The sequence below is a fragment of the Actinomadura rifamycini DSM 43936 genome, assembly GCF_000425065.1.
GTDB classification, from domain to species: domain Bacteria; phylum Actinomycetota; class Actinomycetes; order Streptosporangiales; family Streptosporangiaceae; genus Spirillospora; species Spirillospora rifamycini.
Map to the genome: position 1 here is coordinate 17967 of NZ_AULB01000019.1, position 16409 is coordinate 34375.

The 16409-nt window shown below is 76.3% G+C and carries 12 protein-coding genes; 9 read left to right on the forward strand and 3 right to left on the reverse strand.

Going from position 1 to position 16409, the window contains the following annotated elements; translation table 11 throughout:
• Nucleotides 1-329: 329 nt before the first annotated feature.
• Both H505_RS0118885 and H505_RS0118890 read left to right on the forward strand, forming a co-directional pair.
• A complete protein-coding gene (locus H505_RS0118885; protein WP_026403236.1) occupies nucleotides 330-2084 on the forward strand; it encodes a GMC oxidoreductase in 1755 nt (584 codons plus the stop codon).
• Nucleotides 2085-2249: 165 nt separating this feature from the next.
• The gene (locus tag H505_RS0118890; protein WP_026403237.1) at nucleotides 2250-3170 is read left to right on the forward strand and encodes a hypothetical protein; all 921 of its coding nucleotides are present in this window, start codon (nucleotides 2250-2252) and stop codon (nucleotides 3168-3170) included.
• Between the two features lie 51 nt (nucleotides 3171-3221).
• Here the strand turns inward: H505_RS0118890 and H505_RS0118895 are convergent, their stop codons facing one another.
• The gene (locus H505_RS0118895; RefSeq protein WP_026403238.1) at nucleotides 3222-4760 is read right to left on the reverse strand and encodes a PucR family transcriptional regulator; all 1539 of its coding nucleotides are present in this window, start codon (nucleotides 4758-4760) and stop codon (nucleotides 3222-3224) included.
• A gap of 134 nt (nucleotides 4761-4894) precedes the next feature.
• On the opposite strand from H505_RS0118895, the gene H505_RS0118900 reads away from it, so the two are divergent.
• Nucleotides 4895-6139: an NAD(P)/FAD-dependent oxidoreductase gene (locus H505_RS0118900; protein WP_026403239.1), complete on the forward strand. Its 1245-nt coding sequence runs from the start codon at nucleotides 4895-4897 to the stop codon at nucleotides 6137-6139.
• Between the two features lie 46 nt (nucleotides 6140-6185).
• On the opposite strand, the gene H505_RS0118905 is transcribed toward H505_RS0118900, so the two are convergent.
• Entirely contained in the window at nucleotides 6186-6659 is a 474-nt protein-coding gene (locus H505_RS0118905) for a MarR family winged helix-turn-helix transcriptional regulator (RefSeq protein WP_026403240.1), read from the reverse strand.
• Between the two features lie 99 nt (nucleotides 6660-6758).
• Here H505_RS0118905 and H505_RS42855 point away from each other — a divergent pair, with 99 nt between their 5' ends.
• Entirely contained in the window at nucleotides 6759-8387 is a 1629-nt protein-coding gene (locus H505_RS42855; protein WP_051300871.1) for a DHA2 family efflux MFS transporter permease subunit, read from the forward strand.
• Here H505_RS42855 and H505_RS42860 read toward each other — a convergent pair.
• On the reverse strand, nucleotides 8377-9609 hold the full coding sequence (locus H505_RS42860; protein WP_245592568.1) for a L,D-transpeptidase: 1233 nt from the start codon (nucleotides 9607-9609) through the stop codon (nucleotides 8377-8379). The genes H505_RS42855 and H505_RS42860 overlap by 11 nt on opposite strands.
• A gap of 355 nt (nucleotides 9610-9964) precedes the next feature.
• Between H505_RS42860 and H505_RS0118920 the strand changes: the two genes are divergently transcribed.
• Genes H505_RS0118920 through H505_RS42880 form a run of 5 tightly spaced genes read left to right on the forward strand, consistent with a single transcriptional unit; the run spans nucleotide 9965 to nucleotide 16408 of the window.
• Nucleotides 9965-11395: an exopolysaccharide biosynthesis polyprenyl glycosylphosphotransferase gene (locus H505_RS0118920; protein WP_051300872.1), complete on the forward strand. Its 1431-nt coding sequence runs from the start codon at nucleotides 9965-9967 to the stop codon at nucleotides 11393-11395.
• Complete coding sequence (locus H505_RS42865) at nucleotides 11392-12729, forward strand: O-antigen ligase family protein (RefSeq protein ID WP_064743666.1); 1338 nt, start codon at nucleotides 11392-11394, stop codon at nucleotides 12727-12729. The genes H505_RS0118920 and H505_RS42865 overlap by 4 nt, the downstream gene beginning before the upstream one ends.
• Nucleotides 12726-14531, forward strand: a complete 1806-nt coding sequence (locus H505_RS42870; protein ID WP_064743667.1) for a lipid II flippase MurJ — start codon at nucleotides 12726-12728, stop codon at nucleotides 14529-14531. The genes H505_RS42865 and H505_RS42870 overlap by 4 nt, the downstream gene beginning before the upstream one ends.
• A complete protein-coding gene (locus H505_RS42875; protein WP_084550525.1) occupies nucleotides 14506-15201 on the forward strand; it encodes a polysaccharide deacetylase family protein in 696 nt (231 codons plus the stop codon). The genes H505_RS42870 and H505_RS42875 overlap by 26 nt, the downstream gene beginning before the upstream one ends.
• A 34-nt stretch (nucleotides 15202-15235) precedes the next feature.
• Nucleotides 15236-16408 carry a glycosyltransferase gene (locus tag H505_RS42880; protein ID WP_245592569.1) on the forward strand — a complete coding sequence of 391 codons (1173 nt, stop codon included), beginning with the start codon at nucleotides 15236-15238 and terminating at the stop codon, nucleotides 16406-16408.
• Nucleotide 16409: the final 1 nt, after the last annotated feature.

Consider the following 16409-nt stretch of genomic DNA (forward strand, 5'->3'; position numbering starts at 1 on the left):
GGTGGTTCCTCTCGGCAGGGTGGGACCCGATCGGTGGCCGATCCGGCTGGACACTGCGTGCAATCCGGTCATTATGCGCCGCCCGGCGGGGGGCGGCTTTGTCACGTCGCGCAGGATCGCCGCCCCCGCCTTGTCACGCGCGTGACAACGGGCGGACGTCCGCGGTGAGGCCCCCGGGCGGCGTTCGTCCAGCGTGTCCGGCCGGTCGCGGAGGGGTTGTCAACGCGGTGACAAGTGCCCCGCCGAATCGCGTGTCCGGCTTCGTGGTGCGGGCGGGCGCGCGGGTCGATAGTCGGGACTCCGTTGCGTGTGGGGACGAGGTGGTGCGGATGGCCCGCAAGGCGTTCGACTTCGACGTCATCGTCGTCGGCTCGGGGTTCGGCGGCAGCGTCGCGGCGCTGCGGCTCGCCGAGAAGGGGTACCGCGTCGCGGTGCTCGAGGCGGGCCGCCGGTTCGACGAGGACTCGCTGCCGAAGACGTCCTGGCGGCTGCCGAGGTACCTGTGGATGCCGCGGCTCGGCCTGCGCGGCATCCAGCGGATGCACCGCGTCGGGGGGAAGGCGGGCGTGCTCGTCCTCGCGGGCGCGGGCGTCGGCGGCGGCTCGCTCGTCTACGCCAACACGCTGTACGAGCCGCCGAGCCCCTTCTTCACCGACAAGGCGTGGGGCCGCATCACCGACTGGCGGGACGAGCTGGCGCCGCACTACGACCAGGCCCGGCGGATGCTCGGCGTCGTGACGAACCCGCTGGTCACGCCCGCGGACGAGGCGGTCAAGCGGGTCGCGGACCGGATGGGCGCCGGCGACACCCACCACCCGGTCCCGGTCGGGGTGTTCTTCGGGGACGAGGGCACGACGGCACAGGACGGGACGCCGCAGGACGGGTCGGCGCAGGACGGGACGCCGCGGGGCGGGGTGACGCACGACGACCCGTACTTCGGCGGCGCGGGCCCCCGGCGGACGACGTGCACCGCGTGCGGCTCGTGCATGATCGGCTGCCGTGTCGGCGCGAAGAACATGCTGACGAAGAACTACCTGTACCTCGCGGAGAAGGCGGGCGTCCGGGTCGTCCCGGACACCATGGTGACCGCGCTGGACCCCGTCGCGTCCGGCGGCTACCGGGTGACGATCCGGCGCACCGGGTTCCTGCGGCGCCACCAGCGGACGATCACCGCGGAGCAGGTCGTCCTCGCCGCCGGGACCCACGGCACGCAGACGCTGCTGCACCGGATGCGCGGCGCGGGCCGCCTGCCGCACCTGTCCGCGCGGCTCGGCGAGCTGACCCGCACCAACTCCGAGGCGCTGCTCGGCGTCGAGCGCCTGACCGGCCGGCACCGCCCGGGGGACGTCGACCACGGCACCGGCCTCGCGATCACCTCGTCGTTCCATCCCGACGACGCCACCCACATCGAGCCGACCCGCTACGGCACCGGCAACAACCTGATGGGGCTGATCCGGACGCTGCTCGTCGACGGCGGCGGGCGGGCGCCGCGCTGGCTGAAGTTCGCGGGGCTGGCCCTGCGGCACCCGACGCTCATCCTGCGGGGGCTCTCGCTGAAGGACTGGGCGAACCGCACGGTCATCGCCCTCGTCATGCAGACCGCCGACAACTCCATCACCGTCACCGGGCGGCGCGGCCGCCTCGTCGCGCGGCAGGGCGAGGGCGCGCCGAACCCCACGTGGATCCCCATCGCGCACAAGGCCGTCCGGATGCTCGCCGAGGAGCTCGACGCGACCCCGGGCGGGACGTGGTTCGACCTGTTCGACATCCCGACGACGGCGCACTTCATCGGCGGCTGCACCATCGGCGAGACCCCCGAGACCGGCGTCATCGACCCCTACCACCGGGTCCACGGCCACCCCGGCCTGCACATCGTCGACGGTTCCGCCGTCACCGCGAACCTGGGCGTCAACCCGTCCCTCACCATCACCGCGATGGCCGAGCGGGCGATGTCGTTCTGGCCGAACCGCGGCGAGGACGACCCGCGCCCCGCGCCCGGCGGGCCGTACCGGCGCGTCGGCCGCGTCGCGCCGCGCGCGCCGTCCGTCCCGGCCGGGGCGCCCGCCGCTCTCCGCCTGCCCTGAACGGGGGGAGTCGTCCATATTGACCTATAGACTCTTGGTCACGTTTTGTAATCAAGCGACTCCATTGTGCTATAACGTGCGACATGTCGTCACTGCCGTCGGGGAGGGCCGATCCGTTCCGGCGCCGGTGTCCGTCCACGCGCCCGGAGGAGTGGAAGCACGCACATGGGGGGAGTCATATGCGGCGCGTGCGTCCAGATCCTCGCGCTGATCGCGGTGCTGTCGAGTCCCGCGTCCCAGCCGCTCGCGCGCGTCGTCGAACCGGCGCCCGCCCGCGGCTGCGTCTCCGAGCGCCTCTCCGCGGACGTCCCGGAGCCGGCCGAGGTGCCCGAGCACCGGCCCCCGCCCCCTCCCCAGGCGATGGGCATGCTGGGGAAGGTGCAGGGCTCGGAGCTGAAGTTCACGTTCTACCGCGGCATCGGCGGAGGTCTCCGGATCGTCACCACGGACGGCGGCGCGGCGTTCTCGTTCGAGGCCGGCGTCGGCCTCGGCGGCTCGTTCTCCGCGGGGACGGCCGACGACCTGCCGAACCCCGGGCCCGCCGCCGAGGGCCGCGTCTCCCTGAACACCCGCCTCCTGCCCGTCCGGCCGCCGGACTTCGGAGCGACGGTCGACGCGACCGGGAAGCTCCAGGGATACACGGACGTGAAGACAGGTAAATACCGCACCCGCTTCCACAGCAGGCCCGTCTATCTGATGGGAGACGAAGAGGCCGGGGCCGGGACGGAGGCGCCCATAGTCCGGCGCTCGTGGAGCCTCGGCAGCGAATTCAAGATCGCGATCAAGTACACCCTCCGCAGCGCGTGGGACGACGTCCTCGACCTGCTGTCCGCCCTGGCGCACATCTTCCCGTCGGCCCAGGTCCCGCCGGTCCCGCTGGCCCGGCCCGTCGACGCGTACGTCTTCACCGCGCACGCCGACCGCGGCCACACCGTCCGTCCGGCGGACGCCCCGTTCGACCGGGCGGAATGCCGCACCGCCGCGCCACCGGGCGCGGAGCGGCTGAGCCTGCTGATGGCGAAGTGCGAGCGGCGGACCCGCAACGCCCGGACGCGCCGCACGGGCCGCCGCTCCTCCTCCGCCTGACCGGCCGCCCACCCCTGGACGCCCGGCTCCCGGACGCGCGCCGGGCCGCCGTCACGCCCGTCCGGCGGCGTCCGGGAGGGCGGCGAGCTGGAGGCGGAGGGCCAGCCGCACCCGGGAGGACGCGAGGTCGAGGGGCGCCGTGTCGGCCATGCGGCGCAGGCGGTACCGCAGCGTGTTCGGGTGGATCCGGAGTTCGGCCGCCGCGCCCTTCGGGTCGCCGAAGTGGTCGAGCCAGGCGGCCAGCGTCGGCAGGTAGGACGTGCCGTGCTCCGCGTCGTGCTCGCGGAGGGCCCGCAGGGGGCCGCCGAGGACGTCCGGCCCGACCGCCCTGCGCGCGCGCTCGACGACGACGGCGTCCCACGCGTCCTCCAGCAGGACGGTGCCCGCCGCCGCGAGCCGCCCGGACGCCGCGAGCCCGTCCAGTTCGGCGGCCTCGGCCCGGGACCGGGGCAGGTCGGCCGGGGCGGCGGCGGGGCCGCCGATCGCCGCGTACAGGTCCGGGTCGCGCACGCGGGCGAGGACGTCCGCCAGCCACGGCGGCGACCCCGGCTCCCGCGCGCGGCCGCCCGGCCCGGCCGTGAGGACGGCGTGCAGCGCGCCGTCGAGGTCGGTGAGCAGCGGGCGGCGCCAGCCGAACCGGCGGGCGATCGCCTCCCACAGGTCGAGCGCCCGCCGCGCGTCGCCGCCGCCGCGGGCGCCGAGGATCGCGACCCGCCACGGCGGCGGGTCGGGCACCGCGAGCGGCGAGCCGTCCCGCAGCGCCGCCCGCAGGTGCTCCGCCGACACCCGCCGCGCGACCTCCGCGTCGGCGCGCAGCCGCAGCAGGTGCAGGGCGAGGACGGACGCCAGCTCGGTGAGCCGCCGGACCCGCGCGTCCGGGATGGGCGTGCGGGCGACCGCCCAGATCGAGCCGAGCCACTCGCCGCCCGCGCGGACCGGGACGACCAGCCGCGGCAGCATCCCGTCGGGCCCCGCGGGGACGGCGATGGGGTCGCTCGACCCGGCCATCTTCCGGAACACCCCGCAGGCGCGCAGATGCGCGGTGACCTGCGGCGGGACGCGGCGGCCCACGATCGTCGAGACCCGGGCGGGGTCGGTCGCGTCCTGCAGCCCCGAGTAGGCGAGGACGCGCGACCGGGCGTCCTCCACGGTGACCGGGGCGCCCGCGATCTCCGCGGCGGCGTCGGCGAGCGCGAACAGGTCGTCGTGCGCGCCCGGCGAGCCGGGCAGCGGGGCGCCCGCCCGGTCGACGGCCCCGCGGACGAGCCACACGAGGTGCGCCCACGAGGCGTCCGGCTGGAGTTCGACGAGCGCGGGCGCCCGGGTCCGCGCGGCGGGCGCGGCCGCCGCGGCGAGCGGGGCCTTCACGGCGACGGCGGCGGCGCCCGCGGCGTCGGCCCGCTCCAGCAGCGCGACCGCGGCCGCCGCCGAGTGGAGGCCGATGCCGAGGACCAGGTCGCCGGGCTGCCCGGCGGGCTCGCCCGGTTCGGCGAGGACGACGTCGTCCACCGGCCCGGCGCGGCCCTCGGTGAGCACCCGGAGCAGGCTCGGCCCGAGAGATCCGGCAAGGTCCGCCACGCTGATCGCCATACCCCCAGTGTTACCGACCGATTGTGCGAATCGCACAAGGTGTGCGCGCCCGATTGACCGGATCGGACGAGGCCGCGGGCGCCGCGCCGTCCCACCATCGGAGGTGAGAGGACCGCCGCAGAGAGGAACGTGGGATGGTCGCCAACGTGTCCGGTGAAACGCGCCGTGTCGCCGTCGTGGGCGCCGGGATGGTCGGCCTGTCCACGGCGTGGTTCCTGCAGGAACGCGGCGTGGACGTGACCGTGTTCGACCGGGGGGACGTCGCGGCGGGCGCGTCGTGGGGCAACGCGGGCTGGCTGACGCCGGGGCTCGCGACGCCGCTGCCGGAACCGGCCGTCCTGCGGTACGGGGTCCGCGCGGTGCTCAGCCCGTCGTCGCCGGTGTACGTGCCGCCGAGCGCGGACCCGCGGCTGCTGCGGTTCCTCGCCGGGTTCGCGCGGCACAGCACGGCCGCGCGGTGGCGGCGCGCGATGGAGGCGCTGGTGCCGATCAACCGGCTGGCGCTGCCGAGCTTCGACGCCCTGGTCGAGGGCGGCGTCGAGGCCGAGACGCGGGACGCCGCCACGTTCGTCGCCGCGTACCGGACGGCCGCCGAGCGCCGCGTCCTGCTGGAGGAGGTCGAGCACATCCGGGCGGCCGGCCAGGGGCTGGAGTACGAGGCGCTCGACGGCGACGAGGCCCGGAAGCTGGAGCCGCTGCTGTCGGACCGGATCGGCGCGGCGATCCTGCTGCGCGGCCAGCGCTACATCGACCCCGGGCGGTTCGTGCACGCCCTCGCCGCCGCCGTGCGGGCCCGCGGCGGCGACATCCGCACCGGGACGCCCGTCGGCGACCTGCACGACGGCCCCGGCGGCGTGGCCGTCCAGGGGGAGGCGTTCGACGCGGCGGTGGTCGCGAGCGGCGTGTGGCTCGGCGGGCTCGCGCGCCGGTTCGGCGTCCGCGCGCTCGTCCAGGCGGGCCGCGGCTACAGCTTCAGCGTGCCGGTGTCGGAGGCGCCGTCCGGCCCGGTGTACCTCCCGGCGCAGCGCGTCGCGTGCACGCCGCTGGGCGACCGGCTGCGCGTCGCGGGGATGATGGAGTTCCGCCGCCCGGACGCGGCGCTCGACCCCCGCCGGGTCCGGGCGATCGTGGAGGCGGCGCGCCCGATGCTGCGCGGCGTCGGCCTGGACGACCGGCGGGACGAGTGGGTCGGGTCCCGCCCGTGCACGCGGGACGGCCTGCCGCTCATCGGCGCGACCCGCTCGCCGCGCGTGTTCGTCGGCGGCGGCCACGGCATGTGGGGCATCACCCTGGGCCCCGCCACCGGCCGCCTCCTCGCGGACACGATCACGACGGGCCGCCCCCCGTCCGAACTGGCCCCCTTCGACCCCCTCCGCTGACCGCCCCGCCCCGCCGCCCGCCCCGCCGCCGGGCCGTGGGCGGCGGTCATTCGGGGGTGTCGGGGTCCATGGCGGTGCGGAGGCGGGTCAGGAGGGTCTCGAACTCGGCGAGGACGCCGGGCGGGTAGTCGGCCAGGACGGCGTCCTCGCGCGCGTTGACGGGGCCGAAGAAGTCCTCGGCGATCGTGCGGGCGTGCTCGCCGATGCGCAGCGTGACGATCCGGCGGTCGGCCCGCTCGCGGGTGCGGGTGATGTGGCCGCCCTCCTCCAGGCGGTTGAGCAGGGCGGTCATGGCGCCGGACGACAGCGCGATGCGGCGGCCGAGGAGCGCGGGGGAGAGCGGGGCGCCGCGCTGCTCGGCGGAGGCGATCTCCAGCAGCGCGAACGCGTCGGTGGCGTGGACGCCGAGGACGGTGGCGAAGCGGCGGCCCAGCTCGGTGAACTCCGCACCGTAGGCCCGCAGCCCCTCGACGAGGCGTTTCCGCTGGTCGGCGACGGCGTCGCGGTCCGCGTGTTCCATCCGGTCCTCCCGTTCGCGTTGACAACCGGTCGTGCCCAACTCTACCTTCCTCGTGAAGTAACTCCATCATAAAGATACTTCACCATGGAGGTATTCAGGGTGTCCGAACCCTCTTCCCTACGGCGCGCGCTCGGGCTGGTGACGATCTCGCTCGGCGTCGCGCTGATCGTGGTCGACGCCACGATCGTCAACGTGATCGTCCCGTCGGTCATCGAGGACCTCGGGATCGGCTCCGCCGAGGCGCAGTGGACGCAGGAGTCGTACGCGATCGTCTTCGCGGCGTTCCTGCTGCTCGCCGGGCGCGTCGCCGACATCGTCGGCGCCCGCCGGGTGTTCGTCGCCGGGCTCGTCGCGTTCGGCGCGACCAGCGTGCTCGCCGGCGTCGCACCGGACGGCGGCCTGCTCATCGCCGCGCGGTTCCTGCAGGGCGCCGGCGCGGCGATGATCCTGCCGACGTCGCTGTCCCTGCTCAACGCGACCTTCACCGGCGCGGCGCGCGGCCGCGCCTTCGCCGTCTGGGGGTCGACGATCGGCGCCGCGTCGGCGCTCGGCCCCGTCCTCGGCGGGTGGCTCACCGAGCAGGCGTCCTGGCGCTGGGCGTTCGGGATCAACGTGCCGCTCACCGCGCTGCTGTGCGCGGGCGCGCTGCTGTTCTTCGCGCCGTCGCCCCGCGCCGGCGGCCGGATCGACGCGGCGGGCGCCGTCCTGTCCGTGCTCGGGCTCGGGCTGCTCGCGTTCGGGCTCGTCGAGGGCCGCCACTACGGCTGGTTCGCGAGCGTCCGGCCGCTGGAGCTCCCCGGCGCGACCTGGGGCGCCGGACCGTCGCCCGCCTTCGCCGCGCTCCTCCTGGCGGTCCTGCTGCTCGCCGCGTTCGTCCGCCGGCAGGTGCGGCTGGTGCGGCGCGGCGACGCCGGGCGGGCGCTGATGGACGTGCGGCTGTTCTCCATCGCGTCGTTCCGCAACGGCAACGTCGTCACGCTGATCATCGGCATGGGCGAGTTCGGGGTCCTGGCGGTGCTGCCGCTGTGGCTCCAGTTCACCCTCGGGTACAGCGCGCTGGAGGCGGGGCTCGCGCTCGTCCCGCTGGCGGCGGGCAGCTTCTGCGCGAGCGGCGCCGCGTTCGGCATGCCGGTGTCGCCGCTCGGCCAGGTCCGGCTGGGGCTGGCGCTGGAGGTCGCCGGGCTGGCGGCGCTCGGGCTCGTCGCGTCCCCGGACAGCTCGTGGTGGCCGGTCGCGCTCGCCCTGTTCGGCTACGGCGTCGGCGTCGGGTTCGCGACGGCGCAGGTCACGAACGTGGTGCTCGCGGACGTCCCGCCGCGCAGCGCGGGGCAGGCGTCCGGCGTGCAGAGCGCGTTCCGCGAGCTCGGGTTCGCGCTCGGCATCGCCCTGCTGACCACCCTGTTCTTCACCGCGCTCGGCGCCCGGATCCGCGACCGGCTCACCGCGGACGGCGTCCCCGACGGGGCGGCGGACGCGCACGCCGGCGCCGTCACCGACTCCGCCGGCGCCGCGATCGGCACGCTGGCCGGACGGCCCGAGACGGCGCCGGTCGCGGACGCGGCGCGGGCCGCGATGGCCGACGGCGTCGCGCTCTGCTCCTACGCCGCCGCGGCCTGCGTCGTCATCGGCCTCGTCGCGACCGCCCTCATCCCCGCGTCCCGCCCCGCGGCGGACGGCGGGCGGCCGCGGGACGGGGCCCCGGCGGACGCCGCGGAGGTCAGGACCTGAGCGGGGACGTCGTCACGGCCTCGCGGTCGGTGGTGTTCGACCACTTGCCGAACGGGACCTCCCAGTAGCCCCAGCCGTTCCACCAGTCGAGCTTCCGCGCGGTGCCGGTGATGTTGACGATGTCGCCCCGGTACGACCAGTGGTAGAGCCACTTGGCGTCCTGGGCGGGCGACCGGACGCAGCCGTGGCTGCAGTTGCGGTTGCCGAGGCAGGCCGGGTCGGACGTGTTCTCGTGGATGTACTCGCCGCTGTTGGAGATGCGGGTCGCCCACGGGACCTGCTCGTCGTAGTAGCCGGGGTCGCCCTTCTTCTTGCCGGGGGACACCATCCGCTCCATGCGGCTGCGGTCCATGGTGAGGTGGACGCCGCTGGTGGTGAGCAGGTGGTCGACGCCGTCGGCCCACACGTCGCCGCCGGAGCCGAGGCTGACGCCCCAGCTCCGGACCGTCTTGCCGTTCTCCCGGACGACGAGCTCGTGCGTCTTCGCGTTGATGTCGACGACGTGCGAGTCACCGATCTTGAAGCGGCGGGTGACGTCCTTGGCGCCGAACACGTCGTCGCCGATCTTCAGGCCCGCGTAGTGGACGGTGACCGACACCTCCTGGTTCGGCGCCCACGGCTTCTTCGGGCGGAACACCAGGGACGGGAGGCCGTTGAAGGAGTGGCCCTTGTCGAGCCAGCGCCATGAGCCGACGGTCGGCTTCGTCGACGACAGCTCGATGCTCTTCTCGATCAGCGGCTTGGCCCGCTCGGGGACGTCCTTGGTGAACTGGATGAAGATCGGCATGCCGGTGCCGACGGTCTCGCCCGCGCTCGGCACCACGTTGCTGATCCGGGTGGCGGCGACCGCGGTCGTGGTGCGGAAGGCGCTGGCCGCGGTCGCCGTCCGCCCCTGCGGCGACGTCGCCGTGGCCTGCACCCGGTAGCTCCCGCCGGGCGCGAGCGTCCAGGACGACCGCCACGTCGTCTTGTCGGCGGACAGCGCGCCCGGCACCGGCTCGCCCTTGAGGGTCACGGCGACCGTGCCGAGCGTCCCGCCGGACGCCTTGACGACGACCCCCTGGTCCGGGCGGGCGCGCGCGTCGCCGTTCGCCGGGGTGATCGTTACCGTCGGGGCGGCGGCCGCGGTCTTCGCGGGGGCGACGCCGCCCCCGCCCCCGCCGCCGCACGCCGTCGCCAGTCCGAGGACCAGCGCCATGGCCATGGCCGTCTTGCCTCGCACCGTTCTCCTCTTGTCAGGGGGATCGAGTGATGATCTGTGACGCCGATTCTCCCGCTCGGGTTCGCCCGTCAACAGGTATTTCCCGAAGACCGCCCGGCGTTTCCGGGGAACTTCGGGGAACAGGTGCGAATTTTCGGCATTTACGCAGGTCAGGGGCGGAACTCGATCTTCTGCTCAAGAGTGGGGAGCGCCTTGTTAAAAGGCGGCGGTCCATGCCGATCCGCCCTGCGAAGCTGAACCGTGGCCACCTGCGCGGACGTCCGCGTCAGCGGCGGAGGGGACGCGCGGACGCGGCCCGTCAGGACGCCCGGCGAGGCCGGCATGGGTGAGTCTTCGGCATGGAGGGACTTGCGAGATGAGTGCCATCGACTCCGGGGCCCGCGCGGACCTCGCCGCCCCCGGCGGCGCCGCGGCGCCCGCCCCCGGCACGCCGCCGGTCCCGTACCGCCGCAGGACGCGCGGCCCGCGCCTGCTGCCGGCCCTCTACCCGGTGTGCCTCGCCGCCGCCGACGGCTGGGCGATGGCGGCCGCGGTCACGGCCGCGCAGCCCGGGCGGCCGGACCGCGCGCTGCCCGCCGCGGCCGCCGCGGCCGTCATCGCGCTGAACGCGGGCGGCGGGCTGTACCGGGCGCGGCGCGGCCCGTCGCTGCTGACCGACCTGCGGGGGCTGCTGGTCCGCGCACTGCTGGTGGGGACGGTCGCCGCGGTGCTGCTCGCGGCCGGCCCGGTCGCCTGGCTGCGGCTGCTGGCGCTCGCCGCGGCCGTCCCGGTCGCGTCCCGCGCGCTCGCGAACGGCGCGGCCCGCGTCTACCGGTGCCGCCGCTCCCGGTCCCGTCCCGCCCTGGTCGTCGGGGTCGGCGGCACGTCCGGGCGGCTCGTCGAGCTGCTGCGGGCGCGCGGCGAGTTCGGGCTCGCCCCGGTCGGCCAGGTCGCCGCCGGGCTGCCCGCCGAGCCGGTGCCGCCCGTGCTCGGCGACATCGCCGACGTGCCGGTGCTCGTCGACAAGCACGGCGTCGGCACCCTGATCGTCGTCGCCGAGGACGTCGCGCCCGAGCAGCTCGACTCCGTCCTGCGGCTGTCGTTCGGCCTCCCCTGCGAGACGCTGCTCGTGCAGCCCCCGGCGGCGGTCGTCCCGGTCGAGCCGGGCCGCCGCGAGTACCTCGCCGGGCTGCCGTGCGCCCGCGTGGACTGGCGGCTGCGCGACCCCGCCCGCCGGTACGCGAAGCGGCTGCTGGACGTGTCCGTCGCGGCCGCCCTGCTGCTCCTGGCGGCGCCGCTGCTCGCGGCGTGCGCGGTCGCGGTGCGGCTGGAGGGCGGGCCCGGCGTGCTGTTCCGGCAGCGGCGGATCGGGCTCGGCGGCGAGGAGTTCGTGCTGCTGAAGTTCCGCACGCTGAAGCCGGCGGACGAGCAGGAGGCCGACACCCGCTGGACCGTGCGGGGCGACCGCCGCATGGGCCCGGTCGGACGGTTCCTGCGAGACACGTCCCTGGACGAGCTGCCGCAGCTGTGGAACGTCGTGCGCGGCGACATGAGCCTCGTCGGCCCGCGCCCGGAACGCCCCCACTTCGTGGAGCAGTTCTCCCGCACCTGCCCCGGCTACCTGCTGCGGCACCGCGTCCCCGTCGGCATGACCGGCTGGGCGCAGGTGCACGGATTCCGGGGCGACACGTCCATCGAACTGCGCGCGCGCCTGGACAACCACTACATCGACCACTGGTCGTTCGGCGCCGACCTCAAGATCCTGCTGCTGACCGTCCGGGCCGTCCTCGGGAGGGACTCCGGATGACGGAGGCGTGGCGGGGGCGCCCGAGCTGGATCGCGGCGGCCACCGTCGCCTGCGTCGGCGTCCCGCAGGGCGGCCCGGCGTTCGGCTCCGGCGTCGAGGTCACCGCGGGCGACGTCGCGAGCGTCGTGCTCATGGCGGCCGCCGCGATCCTGGTCGTGCGGAGCCGGACGCGCGTGCCGCGCGCGGCGCTGCTCGCGTTCGGCCCGCTGGTCGCGACGCTCGGCGTCACCACCGTCTGCTCGTCCGACATCGCGGCGAGCCTGCCCGGGTACCTCCGCGACCTGCAGATCTTCGTGCTGGTGCCGCTCGCGGTCGTCCTGGTGTGCCGGGACCGCCGCGACCTCGGCATCGTCTGCGGCGCGGTGCTCGGCCTCGGGCTCGCGGAGGCCGGGTACGGGATCTGGCAGGCGGCCACCGGCAACGGCGCGTCGATCGGCGGCGCCAACATCCGCGCCGTCGGCACGTTCGGCGCGGTCGACGTCATGGCGATGTCGGTCGTCGCCGCGTTCGCGTTCGTGCTGGCGACGGCGTACCTGCTCGCGGGCGTCCGGCGGTCCCGCGGCACCGTCCCCGCCGCGCTCGCCGGGCTGGCCGTGCTCGGCGCGGCGCTCGTCCTCGCGCTCAGCCGCGGGACGTGGCTGGCGCTCGGCGCCGCGATCGTGCTGATGCTCCTCCTGTTCGACCGCCGGCTCGCGGTGCGCGCCGTCGCGTGCGGCGCGGCACTGGTGCTGCTGTTCGGGGTGTTCACGGGCGGCGACTCGTCCGCCGTGACGGCGCGCGCGCGGTCCATGGTGGGGTCCGTCACCGAACCGGACCGGTCGGTGAACGACCGGTACCACCTGTGGTCCGCCGCCCAGGGGATGTGGCGGGACGACCCGCTCACCGGCGTCGGCGTGAAGAACTTCGCGGAGTACCGCGACACCTACGCGGGGATCGAGCTGTCGTCGGGCAGCGAGACCCACGACCCCGTCAACGGGTACGTGCGGCAGTCGCTGCTGTCGCCGCACAACCAGTACCTGCTGGTCCTCGCCGAGCAGGGCCTCGTGGGCCTCGCCGGGTTCGCGCTGATGCTCGCGGCGGTCGTCCGGGGCCTGTGGCTGCGCCGCCGCCCCCGCGACCCGCTCTGGCTCGCCGCCGCGGGCGCCATGGCGTTCCTGCTGACGAACTTCTGCTACTCCGACCTCGGCGGGCCGACGACCGTGCTCACCGCGGTCCTGCTCGGCGTCGCCGCCGCCCGCGCCCTCGGCCCGCGCCGCCCCGCCCCCGCCCTCGTCGACCGGCACGGCTTCCGCGTCCACCGGCCGGCCGCCCACGCGCCCGGCGGGGCGCCATGACCGCCACCGCGCGCACCGCGAAGGGGACGCGGGGCCCCGGGTTCGGCGGGACGACCGGCCGGTCCGGCCGGTCCGGCAAGGCCGGGACGGCCGGGGCGGGCGGGTCCGTGGGGCGCGCGGCGGCGCTGTCGGGGGCGCTCGTCGCCGCCGGCACCGGCCTCGGGTTCCTGCGCGACCTCGTCATGGCGCACCAGTTCGGCGCGAGCCGCGGCACCGACGCGTTCCTCGTCGCCTGGACGATCCCGGAGACGGTGTCGCCGCTGCTCATCGAGGACGCGATGGCGCTGCTCATGGTGCCGGTCGTGACCCGGCTGCTCGCCCGGGGGGACGGGCTGCGCGGGTTCGTCGGCCGCACCCTGCCGCGCATGGTCGCGGTCCTCGCCGTCGTGACCGTCACGCTCGCGCTCGCCGCGCCCGCGGTCGTCGCGCTGCTCGCGCCCGGCCTGCCGGGGCACGGGCCCGCGGTGCTGTGCGTCCGGCTCACCGCGGTCACCGTCGTCACGTTCGGGATCGCCGGGTTCATGAGCGCGACGCTGCGGGCGCACCACCGGTTCGGCCCGCCCGCCGCGATCTACGCCGCCTACAACGTGGGCATCCTCGCGCTGATCGCGGTCCTGGCCGGGACCGCCGGGGTCACCAGCGCCGCGATCGGCGTCGCGGCCGGCAGCGTCCTGATGGTCGCGGTGCAGGCGCCCGCGTTCGTCCGGTGCCTGCGGGACGCGCCCCCGCGGCGGCTCCCCGCGGACGCGCCGCGCCTCGCCCTCGCGGCCGTCGCGCCCGTCGTCGTGTACACGGTGACGCGGCAGGCGCAGGTGTTCGTGGAGCGGTTCCTCGGCTCGGGCCTGGAGGCGGGCGCGATCTCGCACCTGAACTACGCGCAGAAGGTCGCCCAGGTCCCGATGATCATGTCGCTGATGATCGTCACGGTGACGTTCCCGCGGCTCGCCCGCGCCTCCGCCGACGGCGACGTGCGCGGCGTCGCCCGCCGCATCCGGCAGGACCTCGCCGCCGCGGGCGCGATGGTGCTGTGCGCCACCGCGTTCCTCGTCGCGTTCGCGCCCGCCGTCATCGAGGTGCTGTTCGAGCACGGCGAGTTCACCGCCGACGACACCCGCGACACCGCCGCCATCATGCGCGTGTACGCGGTCGGCCTGTGGGGCCACATGGCCGTGGGCCTCGCCGCCCGCGCGTTCTTCGCGCACGGCCGTCCGCGGTGGGGCCCCGCCGGGGTGCTGGCCGCCGGACTCGTCGTGACCGCCGCGGTCGGCGCGGCGCTCGCCGCCACCGCCGGGACGCTCGCGCTCGCCGCCGCGAACGCCGCCGGGATCACCCTCGCCGCCGTCCTGCTGATCGCCGGGCTGCGGGTCCGGGTCGCGCCCGTCGCGCTGCGCGGCATCGCCGCCGACACCGGACGGCTGCTGCTCGCGGCCGTCGGCGCCGGCGCGGCCGGCCGGCTCGCCGCGGACGCCGTCGCCGGCGCGCTCGGACCGGACGCGCCCGCACCGCTCGTCCTCGCCGCGGGCGGCCCGGCGACGGCCGCGGCGTTCGCGCTCCTGCTCGTCCTCGCCGGCCGCGACCTCGTCGCGCCGTGGTCCGCCCGGCGCGGGCCCGGCCGCCGCGGGGCCGGCGCACGGTTCACCATCCGGCCGCGGCCCGCCCGCCGCGGCCGTTCCGACTCGGGGGAGACCAGTGACACAGCCGACCGAACCGGCCCGCCTGACGGGCCCGGCGCAGATCCCGCGGTCCGGCGGGACCCGCCGGGCGCCGCTGGTGCTGATGTACCACTCGATCGATCGCCGTGACGACGACCCGCACCTGGTCACCGTGTCGCCGCGCCGGTTCGAGCGCCAGCTCGCCTGGCTGCGGGCGCGCGGCCTGCGCGGCGTCGGCATGCAGGAGCTGCTGTACGCGCACGGCGCCGGACGCGCCCGCGGGCTCGTCGGCCTCACCTTCGACGACGGGTACGCGGACTTCGCGACCCGCGCCGTCCCGGTGCTGCTGCGGTACGGGTTCGGCGCGACCGTGTTCGTCGTGTCCGGCCGGATCGGCGAGCACAACGCGTGGGACAGCGACGGCCCCGGCGGGCGCGGCCCCCGCAAGCCGCTGATGACCGCCGAGCAGGTCCGGACGGTCGCGGGCGCGGGCGTCGAGGTCGGCTCGCACGGCCGGCTGCACGTCCCGCTCCCCGACGCCGGCGACGACGCGCTCCGCGTCGAGCTCGCCGAGAGCAAGGCGGCGCTGGAGGAGATCCTCGACCGCCCGGTCAACGGGTTCGCCTACCCGTACGGCCGCGCGGGCGAGCGCGAGGTCGAGGCCGTCCGCGCCGCGGGCTACGGCTACGCGTGCCACATCGCGCCCGGCGCCGCGTCCCGCCACGCGCTCCCGCGCACGTACGTCGGCGACGCGGACGGCCCGCTGCGGCTGCGCGCGAAGGTCCTCCGCCACGAACTCCTGCAACGGAGCCGCATATGACCCCCGCCCGCCGCGTCCCGTCCGGGGGTGCGGCGTGATCCGGGTGCTGCACGTCATCACGGGGCTGGAGCACGGCGGCGCGGAGCGGCAGCTCGCGCTGCTGCTGCCGCACCTGCCGCCGGACGTGGCGTGCGAGGTCGTGTCGCTGACGCGGACCGGGACGGTCGGCGCGGAGATCGCGGCCGCCGGCGTGCCCGTGCACGAACTCGGGATGGGCGGCAACCGGGACCTCGCGGCGCTCCCGCGGCTCGTCCGGCTGATCCGCCGCGGCCGCTACGACGTCGTCCACACGCACCTCTACCGGGCGTGCGTGTACGGGCGCCTCGCCGCGCGCCTCGCAGGGTCCGGACCCCGGCGGACGCCGCCCCGCATCATCGCGACCGAGCACTCATTGGGCGACGGGCACCTGGAAGGACGCCGGACCACGCGCGGCGTCCGTGCCCTTTACCTCGCCACCGAACGCCTCGGATCCCTCACCATCGCGGTCTCCCCGACCGTCGCGCGCCGCCTGTACGCGTGGGGCGTCGCACCCGAACGGGTCGTCGTCGTCCCGAACGCCGTGGACGCCGCCGCGTTCGCGTTCGACCCCGCCCGCCGGACCGCGGCCCGCGCCGCGCTCGGCCTCGCACCCGGCGAACCGGTCGTCGGCGCCGTCGGACGCCTCGTGCCCACCAAGCGGTTCGACCTGCTCGTCGACGCCCTCGCGCGCCCCGCGCTCGCGGGCGTGCGGCTGCTCATCGTCGGCGACGGCCCGCAGCGGCACGCGCTCGACCGCATCGCCGCCGCCCGCGGCGTCGCGGACCGGGTGGTCCTCGCGGGCGGGACGGCCGACGTCGCGGGCGCCCTCGCGGCCATGGACGTCCTCGCCGCCCCGTCCGTCCAGGAGACCTTCGGCCTCGGCGTCCTGGAGGGCCTCGCCGCCGGGCTCCCCGTCCTCTACACGGCCTGCCCGGCGCTGGACGACCTGCCGTCCGGCGAGGCCCCGGGCGCGCGGCGGCTGCCCCCCGCCGCGGACGCGGACCGCTGGAGCGCGGAGCTGGCCCGCCTCCTGCCGTCCGGCGCGCGGGCGCGCGCGGCGGTGCCCCCCGCCGTCGCCCGCCGCCACGCCGTCGCGGACCAGGCGGCCCGGCTCGCCCGGCTGTACGCGGGCGGACCGGCCGGCGGCGCCGACCGGGCGCCGACCACCCGGGAAGTCATATCGACCTGAA

Coding starts and splice junctions, on each gene's coding strand:
- H505_RS0118885 (WP_026403236.1), top strand. CDS start 330: ATGGCCCGCAAGGCGTTCGACTTCGACGTCATCGTCGTCGGCTCGGGG.
- H505_RS0118890 (WP_026403237.1), top strand. CDS start 2,250: ATGGGGGGAGTCATATGCGGCGCGTGCGTCCAGATCCTCGCGCTGATC.
- H505_RS0118895 (WP_026403238.1), bottom strand. CDS start 4,760: ATGGCGATCAGCGTGGCGGACCTTGCCGGATCTCTCGGGCCGAGCCTG.
- H505_RS0118900 (WP_026403239.1), top strand. CDS start 4,895: ATGGTCGCCAACGTGTCCGGTGAAACGCGCCGTGTCGCCGTCGTGGGC.
- H505_RS0118905 (WP_026403240.1), bottom strand. CDS start 6,659: ATGGAACACGCGGACCGCGACGCCGTCGCCGACCAGCGGAAACGCCTC.
- H505_RS0118920 (WP_051300872.1), top strand. CDS start 9,965: ATGAGTGCCATCGACTCCGGGGCCCGCGCGGACCTCGCCGCCCCCGGC.
- H505_RS42865 (WP_064743666.1), top strand. CDS start 11,392: ATGACGGAGGCGTGGCGGGGGCGCCCGAGCTGGATCGCGGCGGCCACC.
- H505_RS42870 (WP_064743667.1), top strand. CDS start 12,726: ATGACCGCCACCGCGCGCACCGCGAAGGGGACGCGGGGCCCCGGGTTC.
- H505_RS42875 (WP_084550525.1), top strand. CDS start 14,506: ATGTACCACTCGATCGATCGCCGTGACGACGACCCGCACCTGGTCACC.